Annotated in this window: 18 protein-coding genes; 6 read left to right on the top strand and 12 right to left on the bottom strand. The window is 56.1% G+C overall.

Going from position 1 to position 19926, the window contains the following annotated elements; genetic code table 11:
• Nucleotides 1-16 precede the first annotated feature (16 nt).
• Both OS190_RS02680 and smpB read right to left on the bottom strand, forming a co-directional pair.
• A complete protein-coding gene (locus OS190_RS02680; RefSeq protein WP_267157115.1) occupies nt 17-661 on the bottom strand; it encodes a glutathione S-transferase family protein in 645 nt (214 codons plus the stop codon).
• The gene (gene smpB, locus OS190_RS02675; RefSeq protein ID WP_267157114.1) at nt 654-1142 is read right to left on the bottom strand and encodes an SsrA-binding protein SmpB; all 489 of its coding nucleotides are present in this window, start codon (nt 1140-1142) and stop codon (nt 654-656) included. The genes OS190_RS02680 and smpB overlap by 8 nt, the downstream gene beginning before the upstream one ends.
• Before the next feature lie 197 nt (nt 1143-1339).
• On the opposite strand from smpB, the gene OS190_RS02670 reads away from it, so the two are divergent.
• Both OS190_RS02670 and OS190_RS02665 read left to right on the top strand, forming a co-directional pair.
• Nucleotides 1340-2194 carry a LysR family transcriptional regulator gene (locus tag OS190_RS02670; RefSeq protein ID WP_267157113.1) on the top strand — a complete coding sequence of 285 codons (855 nt, stop codon included), beginning with the start codon at nt 1340-1342 and terminating at the stop codon, nt 2192-2194.
• 193 nt (nt 2195-2387) lie between these two features.
• Nucleotides 2388-3347, top strand: coding sequence for a hypothetical protein (locus tag OS190_RS02665; RefSeq protein WP_267157112.1), 960 nt, complete (start codon nt 2388-2390; stop codon nt 3345-3347).
• Between the two features lie 97 nt (nt 3348-3444).
• Here OS190_RS02665 and OS190_RS02660 read toward each other — a convergent pair whose 3' ends face one another.
• Entirely contained in the window at nt 3445-4263 is an 819-nt protein-coding gene (locus OS190_RS02660) for a sulfotransferase family protein (RefSeq protein ID WP_267157111.1), read from the bottom strand.
• 141 nt (nt 4264-4404) lie between these two features.
• On the opposite strand from OS190_RS02660, the gene OS190_RS02655 reads away from it, so the two are divergent.
• Nucleotides 4405-5982, top strand: a complete 1578-nt coding sequence (locus tag OS190_RS02655; RefSeq protein WP_267157110.1) for a DUF5928 domain-containing protein — start codon at nt 4405-4407, stop codon at nt 5980-5982.
• A gap of 5 nt (nt 5983-5987) precedes the next feature.
• Here the strand turns inward: OS190_RS02655 and OS190_RS02650 are convergent, their stop codons facing one another.
• The 8 genes from OS190_RS02650 to OS190_RS02615 all read right to left on the bottom strand — a co-directional run bounded on the left by OS190_RS02650 (nt 5988) and on the right by OS190_RS02615 (nt 14704).
• Nucleotides 5988-6620: a DUF1523 family protein gene (locus OS190_RS02650; protein ID WP_267157109.1), complete on the bottom strand. Its 633-nt coding sequence runs from the start codon at nt 6618-6620 to the stop codon at nt 5988-5990.
• 11 nt (nt 6621-6631) lie between these two features.
• A complete protein-coding gene (locus tag OS190_RS02645) occupies nt 6632-6898 on the bottom strand; it encodes a hypothetical protein (protein ID WP_267157108.1) in 267 nt (88 codons plus the stop codon).
• Nucleotides 6895-8235 carry a DUF6638 family protein gene (locus OS190_RS02640; protein ID WP_267157107.1) on the bottom strand — a complete coding sequence of 447 codons (1341 nt, stop codon included), beginning with the start codon at nt 8233-8235 and terminating at the stop codon, nt 6895-6897. Before OS190_RS02640 ends, OS190_RS02645 begins: the two co-directional genes overlap by 4 nt.
• A 145-nt stretch (nt 8236-8380) precedes the next feature.
• Nucleotides 8381-8986 (bottom strand): hypothetical protein, encoded by a 606-nt coding sequence (locus OS190_RS02635; RefSeq protein WP_267157106.1) that lies wholly within the window; start codon nt 8984-8986, stop codon nt 8381-8383.
• Entirely contained in the window at nt 8983-10920 is a 1938-nt protein-coding gene (locus OS190_RS02630; RefSeq protein ID WP_267157105.1) for an AAA family ATPase, read from the bottom strand. Before OS190_RS02630 ends, OS190_RS02635 begins: the two co-directional genes overlap by 4 nt.
• 72 nt (nt 10921-10992) lie before the next feature.
• On the bottom strand, nt 10993-12114 hold the full coding sequence (locus tag OS190_RS02625; protein WP_267157104.1) for a hypothetical protein: 1122 nt from the start codon (nt 12112-12114) through the stop codon (nt 10993-10995).
• A 182-nt stretch (nt 12115-12296) separates the two neighbouring features.
• Nucleotides 12297-13373: a coiled-coil domain-containing protein gene (locus tag OS190_RS02620; protein WP_267157103.1), complete on the bottom strand. Its 1077-nt coding sequence runs from the start codon at nt 13371-13373 to the stop codon at nt 12297-12299.
• Nucleotides 13374-13480: 107 nt separating this feature from the next.
• A complete protein-coding gene (locus OS190_RS02615) occupies nt 13481-14704 on the bottom strand; it encodes an MFS transporter (RefSeq protein WP_267157102.1) in 1224 nt (407 codons plus the stop codon).
• A 265-nt stretch (nt 14705-14969) separates the two neighbouring features.
• Between OS190_RS02615 and OS190_RS02610 the strand changes: the two genes are divergently transcribed.
• On the top strand, nt 14970-16439 hold the full coding sequence (locus OS190_RS02610) for an NAD-dependent succinate-semialdehyde dehydrogenase (protein WP_267157101.1): 1470 nt from the start codon (nt 14970-14972) through the stop codon (nt 16437-16439).
• Between the two features lie 34 nt (nt 16440-16473).
• Here OS190_RS02610 and OS190_RS02605 read toward each other — a convergent pair whose 3' ends face one another.
• On the bottom strand, nt 16474-17163 hold the full coding sequence (locus OS190_RS02605; RefSeq protein ID WP_267157100.1) for a lysozyme family protein: 690 nt from the start codon (nt 17161-17163) through the stop codon (nt 16474-16476).
• A 127-nt stretch (nt 17164-17290) separates the two neighbouring features.
• On the opposite strand from OS190_RS02605, the gene OS190_RS02600 reads away from it, so the two are divergent.
• Together OS190_RS02600 and OS190_RS02595 are read left to right on the top strand one after the other, a co-directional pair.
• Entirely contained in the window at nt 17291-17824 is a 534-nt protein-coding gene (locus tag OS190_RS02600; RefSeq protein ID WP_416237360.1) for an RNA polymerase sigma factor, read from the top strand.
• A complete protein-coding gene (locus OS190_RS02595) occupies nt 17821-19734 on the top strand; it encodes a vWA domain-containing protein (protein ID WP_267157099.1) in 1914 nt (637 codons plus the stop codon). Before OS190_RS02600 ends, OS190_RS02595 begins: the two co-directional genes overlap by 4 nt.
• Nucleotides 19735-19926 lie beyond the last annotated feature (192 nt).

The raw sequence follows: 19926 nt of genomic DNA, 5'->3' as shown, positions 1-19926 counted from the left end.
CCTATCCTCGGATCACTCAAACGGCAAGAGGATCACTGGCGCTGAGCGCCGGGCGACTGGCAATTTTTGCCCACCACATCGCCAGACTGGGATAGGCTGAAATCACCTTAGCCACTTCGGGCACCCGCAGCGCATAGGACAGCATCGGGGCCAGATGAAAATCAGCCAGGTAAAGAACTTCGCCACTCAACTGTCGCCCCTCGCGCGCAATCTGATCCAATACGGTCAAGGAGGGTGCAGCACGTTGTAGTCCCGCGTGAACCTGTTCGGAGTCGCCCGGTTCTTGCATGACCACCGGACGGTAGTAACCGCCTGAAAACACCTGCCGGATCAGGATAGGATATATATCCGCATCCACCAGGCCCATGATCTGCACCATCTGTGCCGCAGCCCTGGCATCGCGGGGCTGGAATGTCGGGCGATCGCTTAGGTGATCCAGATAGCGCAGGATTGCCGCCGTTTCGGTCAAACAGAACCCCCCGTCGCAGAGCACCGGCACCCGACGCAAAGCTGTGTAGCGGGCCAACACCGGATCAGGTGGCACCGCAAAGGGGTCAGCTTCAACATAACGGGCCTCTAGCCCCATCTCAGCCAGCGCAAAACGCACAACCCAAGTATAAACGGAGTGATGAAACCCGATAAGGGTCAGCGCCTCAGCCATGATCCTTCATCAATCGCGACTTTTGCCGGGACCAGTCGCGCTTTGCCGCTGTCTCTCGCTTATCGTGGTTCTGTTTGCCCTTGGCGACGCCCAGTTTGATCTTGGCCATGCCACGATGGTTGAAATACATCACCAGCGGCACCAGGGTCATCCCCTTGCGCTGCGTCGCACTCCATAAATCCGACAGTTGCTTGCGGCTGACCAGCAACTTGCGCCGGCGGCGTTCTTCATGCCCAAAGGTCTTGGCCTGTTTGTAAGGTGCGATATAGCTGTTCACCAACCACAATTCACCATCTTCGACTGCGGCATAACTTTCTGCGATATTGGCCCCGCCCATGCGCAGCGACTTCACCTCTGATCCTTCAAGGATGATTCCGCATTCTATGTCGTCCTCGATCGCGTAATCAAACCGAGCGCGGCGATTTTCGGCGATGACCTTGTAGTTCGGGTCTGATTTGGAAGACGATTTTACCTGGCTCATGAAGAGGGATGTAGGATGCCGCAGGGCGTCATGCAAGCAAACTGAGGCCTTGAACGGTCAAAGAGCTTTGAAATTCCCGCCGGACGGACGAAAACCTATCCAAACTGACAAGAGTACTTTAGGTTTGGGCATCGCCATCCGTGGCATGCGCAACCGGTGTGTCACGAGATTGATGGCTAAATCAAAGCGGAGTGTTCATGTCCCTGGACTGGAATGATCTCAAGGTTGCACTGGCGGTCAAACGCTCAGGCTCCATCGCACGTGCGGCGGTACAATTGGACCTCGACCAATCCACTGTCAGCCGCAGGTTGTCTGCTTTGGAAACCGCCCTCGGAACGACATTGTTCAAACGCTCAAAAAGCGGTTTGCAACTGACCGAAGTGGGCGAAAGGCTCTTGCCCCTCGCCCTCAAAGCAGAACGCAGTATAGACCACATCACCGAACAGGCCTGCGAAGAGGAAAAAGGACCCTCCGGCCTTGTCCGCATCCTCAGCAACGCATGGATATTGGACCGCTTGACGGAAAAGGTGATGCCAGGGTTTCTTGACGCCTTTCCCGGCATCTCCGTGCGCTTGTTGTTCAAGGAATCCGACGTGCCCGTTCAATCGGATGCCACGGTTTCCTTGTGGTTTGAGGCCCCGCCACGACACGGCGACATCGCCGAACCGCTCGGCGCGGTTCCCTTTGCCCTTTATTGCCACAAGGACATCGAAGAACGGACTCTCGACTGGGTGTCCTTCTTTGATGAGGATTCACCCAAAAGGGCACCGGTCCACTTTCTGGAAAAACACCGGGCCGAACAGGAGCAAATTCGCGTCACCGCTCTGGATGCGCAACTGGTACGCACGGCGGTACGCGCAGGGATCGGAAAGGGCTTCTTGCCGATGTGTCTGGGCGAAAATGACCCCGGATTGAAACGGATCAGCGGCCACCAGCCCGCCTTTTTTCGCGTTTTGCATCTTCATGCTCATCCCGATACGCGCCAAACCCACCGCACACAGGCGATCATCGCAACCTTGAGAGAGTCCTTCGAGTCCGGTTTTCTGCTCTGATCGCCTCGGCTATGGGCATTTCTGCATAAACCCCTTGCAGCAATGCCGCTTCTTTCTCTGAAACAGCTTTCCTAAGTTCTGTTCACTGACAGACGTATCAGTGGATTTCACCCTGAGGGCGCTGGCAGTGCAAACAACCTAGACCACAATCTATTCCAGGTTTTCAAAATTATTTTACCGGAGGCCCTTTGCCATGAGCACTGAGTTCAAGACCAAAGCCCTGAATTTTTTCCGTGAGAACATCGAAGAATACTATAGCGACGTCACGGACGTTACGGATGTGAACCTGAAAAGCGCCGAAATCGCGCATTACCCCAAGAAACTGGTTTCGAGTTACAAGAAAGACTACAACATCGTTGAAAAGCTATATGATAAATGCGACGCGGCGTTTGAGGACATCGAGAAAAACGAACTGACCATGAGTCGCGTCAAAAAGGCCCAGGCCGCAATGGATGCCTTCAACACTTCGATCATGATCCTGGAAGAAAGCAACGCGATCTTCACCGCCCACAACACCCACAAGACCGCCTCGCAGGCGGCCGGTCTTTTGATCCTCTTCGCACTTATCGTCAAAAGCCAGCAGGCGCAGGTGAAAAAACTGCAGGCCGACATTCCCAAACTTGAAAAACAGCTGAAATCAGCCAAACGGGATGTGACAGGCGCCAAGGCACAGCGCGCCATCAATGTCGCCATAACCGGCGTGACTTCGGTGTTGCCCGCACTCAAGGGGGCTCAACTGGCCTATCTCGTCCTCGGCACTGCCGCGACACGACTGGCCGCTGATGCCGCCCTCGGGCCAACCGGGCCGACAACCGGCGCGGGGGTCAAAACCGCCGCCGGCGAATATGCAGGTGCCGTTGATCTGGTTGGGAAAGGATCCGGCAAACTGATGTCCGCCGCTGGTGCAATTGACGCGTTGATTGCCGATGGGGCCGAAATCGGCAAAGCCGAGAAAACCTTGAAAAAGGTCAAAAAGGATCTCAAGGATACGCAAAAGCGTTATGAAACGTTAAAATCGAACATGGCATCGTCCGACGCAACCTTTCAGGCGGCCATGACGAAATATGTAAAAGCGACCAAGGCTGCCAACGACGCCTCGGCCAAATTCAAGGCCGCAAAGAAAAAGCGCGTTGACCTCAAGAAAGAACTGTAATCGCACCGCCGCCATCTGCCGGTCTCCCCTTGGGCAATCGGCAGATGCAGGTTGGGGCCGCATGTAATTCTGGCGCGAAGATACTGGTGCCTGCCTGTCAATCACCCAGTTTGGCGTGTACTTCGTCCAGGTCGATCTCGCCAATTGGCATCTTGTTGCCTGGATTGTCGAAATCATATTTGAACAGGTCAAAGTCGCGCTTGTAGATCTCGCGGATCAGATGCATCGACAGATCGTCGAAATAATCCTCGACCGGATGCGCACGTTTAGGCCCGTGGCCTTCGCTTTCGTTGAACCGCGGGATGTCTTCGATCTTGACCTCTTTCGGAGTCTTGATCGAATCCAGAACCTCTTGCATGCCTTCATTGAACTTTTCGGTCCAGACGATCTTGTCATAGGATCCGCCGTTCACGATAAACGTGCTGACGTGGCCAGACATGGCGGACCAATGAATATCCGGGTCCATAGGACGACGCCAGCGGATGGTATCACGCGCAAACAACAAAAACCGTCGGAAACTCTGGATCTGGTCAAACTCCTGTTTGCCGTCCTCTCCCCCCACATCGATACCATATTTCTGGATCAACAACGGTACAAGGTTGCCGCGATAGCGTTTGCCATTCCGCTGAATCCCGCAAATTTTATCAAAGAACGACGACAGGATACGCGTGTAAGGGTTGCGCACGCAGGTAAAGGAATAAGAGGAATGGTTTGTCACATTCGCGGTAATCGGCACCTGTGACGCCTCCAGCGCCCATTTGTGCATACCCGCTTGCGCATCATGGATATCCCCGTCAAAAAAGGTCCCGTGATCAGAATAAAACATGATTTGCCCGATGGTCGAACAGGCGCATTTGGGCACCACACGGTACACCACGCTCTCACTCTCCGTCATCCAGGTCCCTGGAAACCCCATTCTGCACGCCCTCTGTTGTGATGACTGCTTTTGGCAACAGTTCAATATTGGCTTAAAAAAGCAAATTAATGGTGTTTATTCAATCCGTCATCCCCTTTATCAACGAAACAATCAAAGGCAAAAGGGGCCATCGTCCATAAAATGGCAAAAATCGCCTATATTCTTCTCTGCCACAAGGACCCCGATGCCGTCATCCGGCAAGCGGAGCGGTTGACTGCGGTTGGTGACTATATGTCGATCCACTTTGACGCCTCGGCAAAGCCCGCCCATTTCAAGCAAATCAAAGAGGCCCTCAAGGACAACCAGAACGTCACCTTTGCCAAAAAACGCATCAAATGCGGCTGGGGGGAATGGTCACTGGTTCAGGCGACCTTGAATGCCGTGCAATCCGCTGTCGATGCCTTTCCCCGTGCCTCGCATTTCTACATGTTGTCAGGGGACTGCATGGCGATCAAATCCGCGGAATATACGCACAAATTTCTCGACGAAAACGATGCGGACTTCATCGAAAGTTTCGACTACTTCGAAAGCGACTGGATCAAGACCGGTTGGAAGGAAGAGCGCCTGATCTATCGCCATTTCGTGAACGAGCGAGAGCACAAAAAGCTGTTCTACTTCCTCTTCGAACTGCAAAAACGCTTTGGCCTCGAACGCGAAATCCCGAAAGACCTGCAAATCATGATCGGGTCGCAATGGTGGTGCCTGCGTCGACGCACCATTGAGGCGGTGCTCAAGTTCGTGCGCGAACGCCGTGACGTGGCGCGGTTTTTCCGCACTACCTGGATCCCCGATGAAACCTTCTTCCAAACCCTTGTGCGCCATCTGGTTCCCGAAAAGGAAATCCGTTCCCGCACCCTCACTTTCCTGATGTTTACCGACTACGGCATGCCGGTCACCTTTTACAACGATCACTATGAGTTGCTGTTGTCCCAGGACTATCTTTTCGCCCGCAAGATCAGCCCCGAAGCACAGGATCTGAAACGCCGCCTTGGATTGCTGTATGTTGCGCAAAGCGTTCAATATCAGATCAGCAACGAAGGGCGCAGCCTGTTCCAGTTCCTGTCAGGGCGTGGCCGCGTCGGGCGTCGCTTTGCCACTCGGTTCTGGGAAACCGAATCCACCTTGGGGCGCGAACGCGAACTTCTGATTGTGGTCTGCAAGAAATGGCATGTTGCCAAACGCGTGCTGGAACGCATTCGGCAGGTCACAAATGTGCCCGCCATTGAATATCTCTTCAACGAAGAGGACACACCGCTGCCCGACCTGGGCGGCATCCAGAATACGCTCGAAAAACGCCACCGACACCGGCGCGCATTGATGCGGATGCTGTTTGACTACTTCGAAACCGACAAACTGATCATCTGTATGGATCCCGCCAACCTTGATCTGCTGAACGACTTTGCGGCGGACCGCTCTGTCACCCGCATTCTGGAAATCGAATGCCAATTCTCTGATGATTACCTGACCGGTCATGCAATGCGTGTTGGCCTGGCGGGGGATCAAACCTCGGCGGATACACTGGAACGCCTGTTGCCCACGATCCGCAATGATATGGTATTCGAAAGCGACCGTATCCGCGACGCTCAGTTCGAACATCTGACGCGCATGCGCGAAACGGCCGAAGCAGAAAAAAACGCCGACGCCTTGACCACCTTCCTCGCGGTGCCGCCGGAAAAAGCACTTGAAATCGCCTCGACGGATTATCTCTTCGCAGATTAGACGGCTCAGGTCTTCTTTTTCCACGATCCCAGCCAGCGCCGGACGGCACCGCTCTTTTCGGCCATATCATCCTCGATCGCTTCGAGAGTCGGATCAATCCGCGCCATTCGGAATCTGCGCCAGCGCACCCAGATCGCCCAGGCAATTGCTGCAAACAGCGTGAGGATAAAGATGTTCAGGAACGGAATCCCCTTGGACGCATCCGGCCCCGCAACCGCCCGTATCGAAATCGCATTCGGGAAGATCGTAAAAAACTCGTTCCGCCAGCCGTAATGTTTGATCGCGTAATATTGTGGGGCATCCGCTGTCGATTTCGCATCCGCCGCTTCAGCCTGCAAATTTGAAGTGTCGAATTTGAAATACGGCGGCCATCCCCAACCGGTATCCTCGTTGCGGTACACCATCACGTCACCTTTGGCGCGCCGGGTCTGGATAAAGAATACATCGCGGTTCGCTACCGTGCCGTCCGTCCCGATATCCGCCTGCGCCCAGAACAATGAATTCTCGCCCGGATCAATTCGTTTTTCGTAGGTGTCCGTCACCCGCACAATATCAACCTGCGGCAGCGTGTAATGAAACATGGCCCCAACCAGGACCCAGAACGTCACCCAAAAAACCCACTTGATAACCCTAAACATCGGCAAACCTTTCAGGTAAAATTCGTCAGATAGATGATCAGCGCGATCACCCCGACAGGCACGATATACACGCCCAGAATCAACTTGCGCCGGATCGACCCGTCATAGCGTTCCAGCCCCCGCTGCACAAAGGTATCACGGTCCACCAACTGCTTGCCCTCGTACCACTTCTGCTTGAGCTTGGATTTGCGCACCGCCCGGCTGTACAGCGACAGCGACACATAGATCACCGTCAACGCGATAAACAGTATCCCGAATAGACGGATAAATCCGATCATCTGTTTCTCCTCACCGCGCCCCATGGGCCAACCCGCGCAATCATATCACGTTTTGCCACAGGCTCTGCCATCGGGGCGTCATGGCCGAACAACGTTTGGCGCGCGCCAGCCTTGTCCACCTGATACTCGGCCACAAGGAAATCTACAACGTATGCCTTCTTCGCTTCCGGCCATTGCTTGTAGGTCGCATAAAATAATTCCTTGTGGCAGATGAACATCTGCCTCGCATCCTTGGGCGCCAGTTCAGCCAGCAACATATTTACCAGCGCCGCATCCTTGGTATCTGCCGCCCGCAACGTATAGAAATACGCCGGATGATCCGAAGAAATGCGCGGCCATTTACCGCCGTTCTCGGCCCAGTTCACCAGCGCGCCCAGCGCATGAAATTCCTCTGGCAACACGTCATGATAGCGCCGCGCAAGGCGTCGCATATCCGCCCGTGTCGCCCCTGAAAGATCCCCCTGGCCCGCCACGGCATCAACCAGGATGAAATCCATCTTTTGACGCAGGATCGCCGCTGCCGCGTCCTTGCGCCCTTCGACAATCGTTTCGGTGAGGTCATTATACTCAAAGAACTTTGCAATCTGGTTCCGATCGTCCCCATCAAAGGTGTATTTGACCGGCAATGTGCCCAGATGATCCTTGCCCGATGGCACAATCACCGCCGGATGCTCCAGGTCCTGAAACACATAGAGCCCGCCAAAATGCGCCGTCCAGAAGTTGCGCTGATCAAAAGACATTTGTTTCAGCCGCACCGGGTTGCGCAGCACATCACCGGTTTTTCCCGCCAGCGTGATCATTTCGGCAATCAGCACATCGTCGAACCACCCATCCGGCTCCGTCTTGAACCGGTCCACCATCGCGCCCAGTTTCTCAGCGTCTTTCACGGTGCCCGCCGTCGTATCCGCCTCGATCTCAACGCGGCGAATGTCAAACAGACGCGCAGGCGTGGTGACATCATAGACCGAATTCACCAACTCCCCCGCCACCGCATCCCGCGCCGTCAGGGCAAACAACTGCGCCTCGTTTTCGGCGATGAAGTCTTGCAGGATCGCGCGTGAGGTCGAGAATTTCATGTTAAGCAAAGGCGCGGTGCGCTGCTCCATACTGAGCAGAATAAACTGACGGTTGACGCCTTGGTGGTTGAGGTAGGCGTGGTCGCTTAGGTCATCACCCACTTCCGGCGAATACCCCGAAATGTCGATGTGGAAGTCGGTGAGATCGGTGCGCTTGCCGGTCAGATGGTGCAGCGCACGGTTATAGCGGTCGACCAGCGCGGGGGAATGCACGTGGAACAGGTTGCCGAACATGAGGCCGTGTTTGATTAACCGTTGCATATCACCCTCCTGCCATACTGCGCCCTCAGTCTATCCTGCATCTGCAAAGCAGATGCGCGCCCTTCCCTTCCCCCCATGGGGAAGGGCGCATGATGTGCTGAGGGGGAAGGATGGCAAGACATTAGGTTGCAGTGTGCAAAGTGATTCATTTAAGCAGTTTCTCAAGCTTTTTGGTAAGAAAGCTCTCTAGATGTCTGATTTTTTCCGCATAATCTGAACCGATAGGGTCATCCGAGGAAGAATATGCGATTCTTCTAAATGCTACCTCAGCCTCTGTAGCTCTTGCAGGCATTCGCGTTCCAACATTCAATGAGCGAAAAGCCGCGAAAACTCTCACCTCGATCTTATCTATCTCCTCGAAGTAACCTTCGATTTCCCGTCCCCATATTACTGAAGCTTCTATCCTTGTCGGAAAAAGTTTTTCACGGGCCTCTCTTAAATTCTGTGCTCGTTTTTCTATAACAACTTGTTCGCTCCAAACTCCCAGTTTCTCTTTGGTATTATTAAGATTTTCAGCTTCGTATTCACCTGCGAAGAATAATGGACTGCGAAGCATTTGGAACGCCTCATGCCGCATTCGGACACCGAGTAGAGCCTCTTTTAATATCTCATACTTTTTCTGCCATTTTCCTTGTTTTTTCCAAGAATATAGGCCTGAGAACGCTACTAGGGCACCTGCGCAAGCTGCAAACGCCATCATCCAATTTGCCATTGCCGTTAACGCCTCCGAAACAGGTGTTAGGCTACTCATTCCGCACCCCCACTCAAATACCGCTTCTTAGCCGCCTCCATCCGCTGCATATCCCGCACCGCGTTCTTAATCGCCACCTCATCCGACTTATCCGCATAGCGGAATTCGCTATCCGCATAGCGGTTGATCTCCTGCACCACCATCTCCACCGTGATCGGCTGGCGCATCCCCTCAATCATCGCCTTCTTCTCGTCATACCCTTTGAACAGGAACAAATCCGGCTGCTCCATCCATTCATCGGGCAATTCAAAGTCCATCGCCCGCACCTTCACCGCATCCGTGATGTTCTTGATCGCCCGGCCCGTAAAGCGCGGATCGGCCTCCTGAATGGCCTTCAGATACGTGCCCAGCTTGTTGATCGTGTCCAGCGCGCCGATCTTTTCTTGCACGGCGTTATAGACCGTCAGTAACCCCGCCTCATGCGGTTTCGAATGCCCCTCAAAGGACGCGGCAACGGCTTTCTTGATCGCCTGCGCCTCGAACACCTGATGATCACCCAGCGGAATATCATGGTTCTTGCCCATCAGCAGGTACAGAATATCCACGTAATCCTCCCGCGTCTGCGGCCCGTCCACAAGGAACCGCGCCCCCGCCCGCTGGCGCAAGGCATCATCCACATTCTCGGGATAATTCGAAAACATCCCAAACGTGCAATTCCCGCGCACAACGGTATTGGCCCCCGCAAAACTCTCCATCAGCACGGCGGTAATCTCCAACTGTCCGGCAGAGGATTGCCTGTCGCCGCGCTTGCCCGCCAACTGGTCGATGTCGTCAATCGTGCCAAAACCAATGACGCCAGGATCAATGATATTATTGATAAACGCCTTCGCGTTCTGCCCCGATTTGCCCTGATAGCTGTCGATATTATCCGTGCTCAGGTTCTGATAGCGAAACGGATAGCCCGCGTTATTGCAGTATTCGGAAATCAACCCCGCCATCATCTGAATCAGCGTAGTTTTGCCCGTCCCCGGCGCGCCATCCCCCATGAAGGTAAAGATGAATCCGCCCAACTCCGCAAAAGGGTTGAGCCGCCGGTCAAAGTCATAGGCCATCAGCATCTTCGCCAACTTCATCGCCTGATATTTGGCAATATGGTTGCCGACAACCTCGTTGGGTTTTTTGAACGTCATCGTCAGCGTGGTCGATTTCGCCTTGGACGCAGGCGAAAACCCCGAAACGGTGAAATCATCCGCCTCCACGCGCCAGCTTGCCGCCTTGAACCCCTCCAACCGCGATGCGGTCTGCGCACGCAGCGCAACCTTCTCCATCAAGGATTCGGCAAACGCTGCCACCGTCGCCACCACATGGGCATCATCCGCGCCATGTGCCGAAATCTTCTGATCCAATTCCCATAGTGCACCATGCAATGCGGTCTGCCCGTTGTCGATCAACACCTCCTCGACCTCACCGACCTCGACAGCAACTTCCGGCACATGCGCCGACATAAAATAGGCCGCCGCATTGCCAAAGACATAAAGCGTGACCAGGGCCTCCGCCGCCAGCAATTCGGCAAACTCTCCCCTGCGCGCCGCAGGCAAAGATCCCTCAAGGTTCGCCCGCTTCAGGTCGCCCAAGCCCGATTGTTCCGCAACATTCTCAGCTACCGCCAGGGCAATCGCAATCGCGCGGCGCAGCCCATGCAACACCGTCGCCTGCAGGGGGGACATCAGCGCATCATCGCCATCCGCGCCCTCGACCCGCGCAATCAGGGACACCGCCCCCGGCGTCACCCGGCGCCGGGTCACCAACCCCGGCGTGGTCGACCGGAACCGCCGCCGCGTCCCGATTCCCGAAGACCGCTCCACCGCCTCGCCACCGGCCCCCGTGCCGATCCGCGGCGCATGGTCGAACCCCTCCAACAAAGCCTGTGCCATCCCCACATGACCGGCAATATCCTCTTCGCGCAGTTCCATCGCATCTGACGTCCGGCTCATCGCGCGTCCCCCTCTTTCATCTTGCCAATAAACTCGAATCCGACACAAAACCACACAGACCGCGCCCGCAGGTCAATACTGCAACACCCGCCCCTTGGCACTGACCACAAACTTGCGTACCGAGGCAAACCCCGCAGGTTGTTTTTCATCCAGCACCTGAAACACCCGCTGCGGCAGAATGATCGACCGCTCCTGCCGCGTGGCCCCCAGATCCGGCCCGTTGGCCGCAAAGGGATCAAGCGCGAAAACTTCACGCTCCACCGTCGAAAACCAACCTGATTTCTGCGCAACCACCCGATCCGAGACCAGTTCCTCCTCGGTCCAGACCAACGCCCAGTCCTGTCCTTCGGGGGCCTTGGCCTCCGCCAGAACCGAACGCAACGGCCCTGCCTGACGGGTGTAGGAATGCGAATACATCGGCCCCAGATGGAACCGCCGCAATCTTTTGGGGTGCAGATCGTCGAAATCCTCGTCAAACCCCTTGGCGATGGTCAACAGCTTCAGCCCGCCCAGCGCCTGCGCACTCAGGTGCGCCTGCACCTCCGGCCAGCGCCGCTGGTCTTTGGGCAAGCCAATGCGCCCGCTGTCCTCCACCTCCATCATGTAAATCACCGGCAAGTTCACCTGACTGTCATAAGTCGCCCAATGCAGTCGGAACTGGCGTCGTCTTTCGGCGATGTTGCCCAACCACTGCGACTGCGCATCATTCTGGACCCAAAACAGATCACCCTTCGCCAATTCCTCGTAATAGAGCCGCTGGGAAAGAGAAAACTGCAGCTTCGTCGGCACCTTGCGCTCGCTCAGAATGGTCTGCACCATCTGGTCCTTCAACGCCTCGACCGGGGCCATATCCTCCAACAGCCTCTGCGCCCGCTGGGCATCATTTGCCATGGTCATCAATTCTTCGGCCACCGGAAAACCGCTGTCGCGCACATCCATGGTCAGCGCACCAAAGAACCGCCCTGTCTCACGCCCAGCCAGCAGATATTTCAAGCCCAAAGCCTTGAACGTATGATTTAACTTCGCCGCATAGCGGGTAAGGATATTCACCTCGTCAGGGTTCAGCTTGCCCTCGGCCTCCATCACACCCGCCACATGCAACATATACTGCATGATGTTTTCGAATTTACGGAAATACCGGCGCGACCCATAGGTACCGGAAAGGTCGACATGATCGTGAACGAGGTCAGTCAATTTGATCACCTCTAAACCAGGAACGGCCCGGTTCCCGGAAAACGAAAGCAGACGTAAAAAGCAAGGCAGCAACCACGATCTCGAAAGGCAGCGGAAACCCTTCGGAAATTACATCTACAAACAACAGGGGAAAAACAAGAATGCCAGCCGTGGCAAACAGCCAAGCTGATCTTCCTAATGTCTCACGCCCCATACTGGTTGCTGTCATGCTTCTCGATGATCTTCTGGAACCGCCGTGCGAACCTCTCGTCGGCCTTGGCTTTCGCCTCCAGTACCTCACGCGCGAAGACCATGTGATCCTCGTGTTTCTCCATCATCTCGGCCATGCGCGCGTTGGTCGCCGCACCAATCCCGGCCATGGCCGATTGCGCCTCCTGATCCGTCTTGACGCCGATCTCGTTGATCCGGTGCGCCACGTCCTGCTGCTGTGCGGTCTTCAGCGACTTGGTCAAAGCGTCATACAGAACAACACGTTGCTTGGTATCCGTCTGCAACTTGTTGATCAGCACCATCTGCGTCGCTGCCTGATTTTGCAGCGAATCGATCCAGGTCTTGCCCTTTTCGATATACCTCTCCAGCGTCTGTGACTTCGCCAGCTTCACCTGTTCGTCCTGCACCAGCGCGTTGTACTTTGTATTTGCCTCGGCCAGTTCGGTCTCCAGCTTGGTGCGCTTGGCCGCATCCATTTCCGATGCAATCGCGTTTTCCAGCTTGATGATGGTCGGATCCATGCCTTGAATATCGCTTCGGATTGTTTCCAGTTCGGAAACAGTCATCTCCCGCTCGTCCAGCGTTTCGGTCAGGTTGTCCTCGACCTTGACCTTCTGTTCTTCCAGCATCGCCAACTGCCCTTCGAGCAAATTCACAATCGTATCGGATTTGGAAATAAGATCCTGCAGCTTGTCATCGATGGAAGCAGAGCGCACACGTTCCTGGCGCATTGCATCCGACTTGGCACGGGCGAAAATCCCGACAAAACTCTCCCAGCCCGTCTTGTTCCGCATCTCGTCAAAATCACGGCTGAATCCGGCGGTGACATCGTCCAGCCCCATGATCAACTCGGCGATATTCGCATTCATCACTTCGGTATGGGCATGAACATCTTCCAGAGTGGCGTTTTCGATGTCCATCATCGCATCGTCGCCGCTCTTGAGTTTGTTACGCGCGGTCTCGATCCGGCTGGTCAATTCGGCAATCTTGCTTTGTGCCTCGGCGACCTGGCTTTGCGATTCCCTGACCTGTGCGTCTAAATTGGCCATGCGGCACTCCCGTTTTCAATAAGTTAGACGTAATATAGGGGATGTAAAAACTATTTACATCCCTCCTTGTTATAACTGTCGCAAAACCGCATGCGCTTGAAAAGGGGTCAGTCGGTTTCCAGTCTCGCCCAGCGCACCAATGTAAACAACAGCGCAAAGCCCACAGCACCGGCAAGCGCATAGCCTGCCAATGTCGTTTGAATATCGCCATAGGCCATGCTTGCCCCCGCCGGCGCATAGGCTGCGGCAAACAGCAAACTGCCCGCAAACAACAACCTTCCCGCAAAGCTCTGCAATGACAGATAGGTTGCCCGCCCCTGATCTCCCAGAAGGGGCTGAATCCGTGCCACGATAAACGGTCGCGCAAAAGAGTTCGGGACCATCCGCAACAAAAGTACACCAATCGCCAGCGCCGAACTGGTCAGCGCCAGCATGGCAATAAGCCCGATCTGTATCGCAAATGCCAGCAACAGGATCCCCGCCAGGCCGATCCGCGCCCGTAAATTTACTGCAATCAACGAGGCAACAACCGACACCAGCATCATCATGGCAGACACCGCCCCGCTGACCACCGGGGCTTCGACAGGCCAGACCACCCCCTCCATCGCCTGCGCGATAAATGGCTGACCAAAAACAAAGGGAACATGGCTGAACCCGTACATCAGAACCGACAGAATAAAGAGCCAGACAAGAACGGATTGCCTCATCGAGTGCCTGAAATACCGCCACTGCGCCGCCATTCCGAAATGATCTGCCCCGGTGGCATCATGGGCAGGTTCGCTAAACGACCAGGCCAGGGCCAGACAAACCAGCATCGCCACCGCACCCGCCGCAAAGGCCAATTCGAATGAATAACTGGCCAGAACACCACCTGTGACCGCCGACAACGCCAGACCGGTCAGGGACGCCCGCCAGCCGCGTGTTTCCTGTGCTTCAACCTGCTCGGGCCGACCGTCCGCAGCCAGGGATTCGTATAAAATCGCATTGTCGGTTCCCGAAGCAAAGGCCGAACTGGTCCCCAGACAGACCTGTGCCACTGCAAAAACGACGAACCCTTGCCCCCCCGCAATCAGCGCTGCACCCAATGCGCCCGCCACACAAGCCAAGATCAAGGTGCGTCTGCGCCCGATCCGGTCCGACAGATAGCCGGACGGCACTTCCAACACAGTGGTTGCGACATCATATACCGCATAGAGCATGATGGCCTCGGCTGCAGAAAGTGCCGTCTGAAAATAAAGGAACCAGACCGCCTGCCAGAACAACAAATTCTGCGCAAACTTGAACCAAGGATACAATGTGACGTTGCGCATCATGGCAGCTGAAACGCTCATTTCCTTTGCACTACATTGCGTCTGACCTGCGTCATGCCTCCCCCATTTCCAAAGGGCCCCTCCTTTTTAGGTCTCCATGCGCTGATCACGTCCATCATGCTCATGCCCGCTACTTTCAACGTCATAGGGCACGGCGTCCAGTAGTCATTGCGCAGCCCGTTGGTCAGCATCGGCACAAAAACCCCGAATGCGCCGATGGGCCAAGAAAAACTGGACAAACCGAACCAGAATTGAAAGGAGTCCCGCAACCAAGCGGAGAACACCAATGACCAATGAAACCGACCTGAAATCCCTGTTGACCGATCCAACCCTGCTGGAAACCCGCGCCTACATCGGTGGGAAATGGGTGGATGGCGACGACGGAACCTTCGACGTATTGAACCCCGCCCGTGGTGATGTGATTGCCAAGGTTGCAAACCTGAGCCGCGCACAGGTTGCAGGTGCCATTGCACAGGCTGAAACAGCGCAAAAGGAATGGGCCAAATGGACCGGCAAGGAACGTGCCGCCGTCCTGCGCAAATGGTTCGATCTGATGATGGAAAACCAGCATGATCTCGGCGTCATCCTGACCGCCGAACAGGGCAAACCTCTGGCTGAGGCCAAGGGCGAAATCGGCTATGGCGCGTCCTTCATCGAGTTTTTCGGAGAAGAGGCCAAGCGTATTTACGGCGAAACCATCCCCGGTCATCAGCGCGACAAGCGTATCACCGTGCTCAAACAACCCATTGGCGTTGCCGCCTCGATCACGCCCTGGAACTTTCCCAATGCGATGATCACCCGCAAGGCTGCCCCAGCACTGGCTGCCGGCTGCTCTTTTGTCGCCCGCCCTGCCGCCGAAACACCACTTTCCGCCATTGTCATGGGCGTCTTGGCGGAACGTGCCGGCATTCCTGCTGGCGTCTTCAACGTGGTGCCCTCGTCGTCGTCCTCTGCCATCGGCAAAGAATTCTGCGAAAACCCCGCTGTGCGCAAGATCACCTTCACAGGCTCAACAGAGGTCGGGCGTATCCTGTTGAAGCAAGCGGCCGATCAGGTGATGAAATGCTCCATGGAACTGGGTGGCAACGCGCCCTTTATCGTCTTTGATGATGCCGATCTGGATGCGGCCGTCGAAGGTGCCATCCTGTGCAAATTCCGCAACAATGGCCAAACCTGCGTTTGCGCCAACCGGATCTATGTACAAGCCAGCGTTTATGACGACTTTGCCGCCCGGTTGAAGACTCGTGTCGAACAACTGAAAATCGGTGACGGCCTCGAAGAAGGCGTCGACCTCGGACCACTGATCAACCCCGCCGCCGGTGAAAAGGTCAAGGAACACATCGACGATGCGGTTGCCAAGGGTGCCACTGTTATCCTTGGCGGCAATGGCGCGATGGACGGCAATTTCCTGCCCCCCACCATCGTTACCGGCGTAACACAGGACATGATGGTCGCTCAGGACGAAACCTTTGGCCCCTTCGCCCCTCTGTTCAAATTCGAAAACGAAGACGAAGTGATTGCCATGGCAAATGACACGATTTTCGGTCTGGCCAGCTACTTCTATGCCAAGGACCTCAGCCGCGTGTACAAGGTCGCCGAGGCACTGGAATACGGCATCGTCGGCGTGAACACCGGAATCATTTCTACCGAAGTGGCCCCCTTTGGCGGTGTGAAACAATCCGGTCTTGGCCGTGAAGGTTCGCACCACGGCATCGAGGATTATCTGGAGATGAAATACATCTGCATGAGCGTTTGATTGTAAGGCGGGGTTATCCCCGCCTTTCCACCCTTCACCCGGTTTCGGGTGTGATCCGTGCCATCACCTCTTCAAAGCGGGTCCAGGTCACCGACGCCTTGTTGCCTGCATATCCATGGTAATGCGACTTTCCGGTCGAATTCGGCAAACCGGCCCAGATTTTCGCCAGATTGTTCATGAACTCCGTCCGCCCCAGCGTGCCGGCGCGAAAATCCTGCAAACCGGCTTCGATGATTAACACATCAGCCAGGCGGTCCTGTACCGCTGTCCCAAACCTTTCATTTTCTTCGATCCCCGTGTCCTGCACCACACGGCGCAGTGTATCGGGCACAAACTGATATAAGCCGATCGCATGCGGTTGCCCCGGTGTGCTGTCAATCCATGTGAAAATCTCGGCCAATGTCATCTCTGTCGGCCGCTTGGGTGGTTTGACCACCGCCCCGAATTGCACCGCATCATAGCCGTCACGACGCGATTCCGCCTCTTCGATCATGGTGCGGATCACCTCAACATCCGCTCCCTGCAACCCCGTCGGCGACGGCATTTTCAAACGCGCCGTGACGACCACCCGCTGGCCAATAAACAGACCCGGCGCATTCGGGTCGGATGTCGGCCGCGCCGACACAAACTTTGCCCCAACACCCCCCAACAAGGAAACCGGTTGTCCCCGGACACCACCGACCAACAGGCTGAAATAGATCAAGGTGAGTATAATCAGACGCATCAGCACTCCAGCCAGATAAAGACCTGCCCTAAATCGCCCAAAAAGGTTGCCAAGCCGTTCAGACCAGAAAAATATTGTCATCGGCCAAGAATTGACCAATGACATCCGTCATACTTTGGTGATGCTGATGAAAACCGATGATACCTCTCTGGCCCTGGCGGCCGCTGGCGGCGATGGCGCGGCCTTTGCCACGCTGATCGAGCGTCAGTATGACCGCCTGTTCCGTCTGTGCTTCCGCCTGACCGGATCACAGGCCGAAGCCGAAGATCTGACCCAGGACATCTGTGCCGCGCTACCGGCCAAACTGCAAAGCTACAAGGGCGAGGCCGCATTCACCACCTGGGCCTACCGCCTCTGCGTCAACGCCGCCCACGACCGTCGCCGCCGCGCCGCCACCCACGCCAAAGCAGCCAGTGGCTGGGGCGATTGGGAAGTGAACCGCCGCGCCGCAGAGGCCGAAACCGAAGAGGCAATCGACTGGCTGACAACCGCCATGCGCAGCTTGCCTGACGATCTGCGCGATACACTGGCGCTGGTTCTCGATGATATGACCCATGCCCAGGCAAGCGACATCCTGGGAGTTCCCGAAGGCACCATTAGCTGGCGCATTTCCCAGGCCAAGAAACACCTCGCAGCCCTGCGACAGGAGGAAACGCAATGAGCGACGACCTCGACGATCTGAAATCCCTGATGAGCGGTGCAACACCGCCCCCCGATCCTGCCCGCCGCGCAGAAAACATCACCCTCGCGCAAAAAAATTTCGCGGATCTCCAAGGATCGCGGGATGGCGCACGTCTTACTTCTGATCGCCCGAAAACGGGCCTTGTCTCAGGAGTTAGAAATATGCTGAATACCCTTACCTCCCGCGCTGGCCTTACGGCCTCGACCGCCATTGTTGCTGTTGGTCTTGTGATGCTGTCGCCCTTGGGCGACCGGGTGTTGCCACAATCCCCCGACGCGCCTTACGCGCCAGCCGAACTGCGAAAACCGGTAGAGATGTCGGAACCCGTTGTAGAAGCCCCCGTGATCGTTGAGCATACCGCCCCGATGGTCACAATGGAGATGGCAAGCGACAACATGCTTGGTGCCCCCGCCCCGTCAAGCCGCGCCAAGATGTCGGCACCGGCAGCAAGTGGGTTGGTCATGGAACCGCCAGTGATCTTGCCCGAGGCGGACACCGAAGCCTTTGCCAACGCCGACACGAATCCGGTAAACATAACCACTGAATCCCCGGTCTCGACTTTCTCAATTGACGTTGACACCGCCTCGTATTCCGTGATCCGCAATTCCCTGACCAACGGCCAATTGCCTCCCAAAGACGCCGTACGGGTGGAGGAAATGATCAACTATTTCCCTTACGATTACACCGCGCCTCAGGGTGATGCGGCCTTCTCCCCGACTGTGTCCATCACCCAGACCCCCTGGAATCCCGACACCCAGCTTTTGCAAATCGGTATCCAGGGTGCCTTGCCTGATCTGGCCGACCGGCCACCGCTCAACCTTGTCTTCCTGATCGACACGTCAGGCTCCATGGAACAGCCCAACAAACTACCGTTGCTCAAGCAATCCTTCCGCTTGATGTTGGGACAACTCCGCCCCGAAGACCAGGTCGCGATCGTCACCTATGCGGGCAGTGCGGGTCAGGTTCTTGCCCCCACAGCGGCCTCGGAACGCGCAACCATACTTAACGCCCTGAACAACCTCGGCGCGGGGGGATCAACCGCGGGTCAGGCAGGTCTGCAACAGGCCTATGCCACCGCCGCCGCCATGGCCAACAAGGGTGATGTAAACCGCGTGATCCTCGCCACGGACGGTGACTTCAACGTCGGGCTGAACGATCCCGAGGCGCTCAAGGATTATATCGCAGACAAGCGTGACTCCGGTACCTACCTCAGTGTCCTGGGCTTTGGCCGGGGCAATCTTGATGACGCCACGATGCAGGCACTGGCCCAGAACGGCAACGGTCAGGCTGCCTATATCGACACCCTGTCAGAGGCGCAAAAGGTATTGGTCGATCAACTTTCCGGCGCACTGTTCCCGATTGCCGATGACGTCAAGATTCAGGTCGAATTCAACCCCTCCACCGTATCGGAATACCGCCTGATCGGATATGAAACCCGCGCCCTGAACCGCGAGGATTTCAACAACGACAAGGTAGACGCTGGCGACATCGGTGCAGGCCACCAGGTCACCGCGATTTATGAGGTCACCCCCAAGGGGTCTCCCGCAGAACGCAACAGCCCCCTGCGCTACGGCTCCGCCGAAACAAGTGCAGCGTCGACAGGCGAAAATGACGAACTTGCCTTCCTGCGCCTGCGCTACAAGGCACCCGGCGACGCCAGCAGCCAGTTGATCGAAACCGCTATTACGACCTCTGATGTGGGTAATGCATCCTTCGCCGCTGCCATCGCGGGATTTGGACAGTTGCTGCGCGACGGCACATATACTGGCGATTGGTCCTATGCCGATGCCATCGCTCTCGCCACCCGCACCAAAGGCGACGATCCCTTTGGATACCGCACCGAAGCGATCCAACTTATGCGCCTGGCAGAAAGCCTGTCGCAAAACTGAATCAGGATCGGCAGGCCCACCTCTCCGGGTCTGCCGACCACTCAGGTCAAATTGACCCGACCTGGCACAACAGAAAACCCTGTCTACCTTCAACAAAAAAAGGTCCGGTGCAATTGCACCGGACCTTTCAGGGTCTGTTTCGGGGGAGGAAAACAAGACCTCTGTCACCGTCTTCCAACAAGGGCCCCTTGC

The organism is Sulfitobacter sp. F26204 (assembly GCF_026410305.1).
Lineage (GTDB): Bacteria > Pseudomonadota > Alphaproteobacteria > Rhodobacterales > Rhodobacteraceae > Sulfitobacter.
Note: the sequence above shows the minus strand (reverse complement) of the source record. Positions and strands in the feature narration are given on the sequence as shown.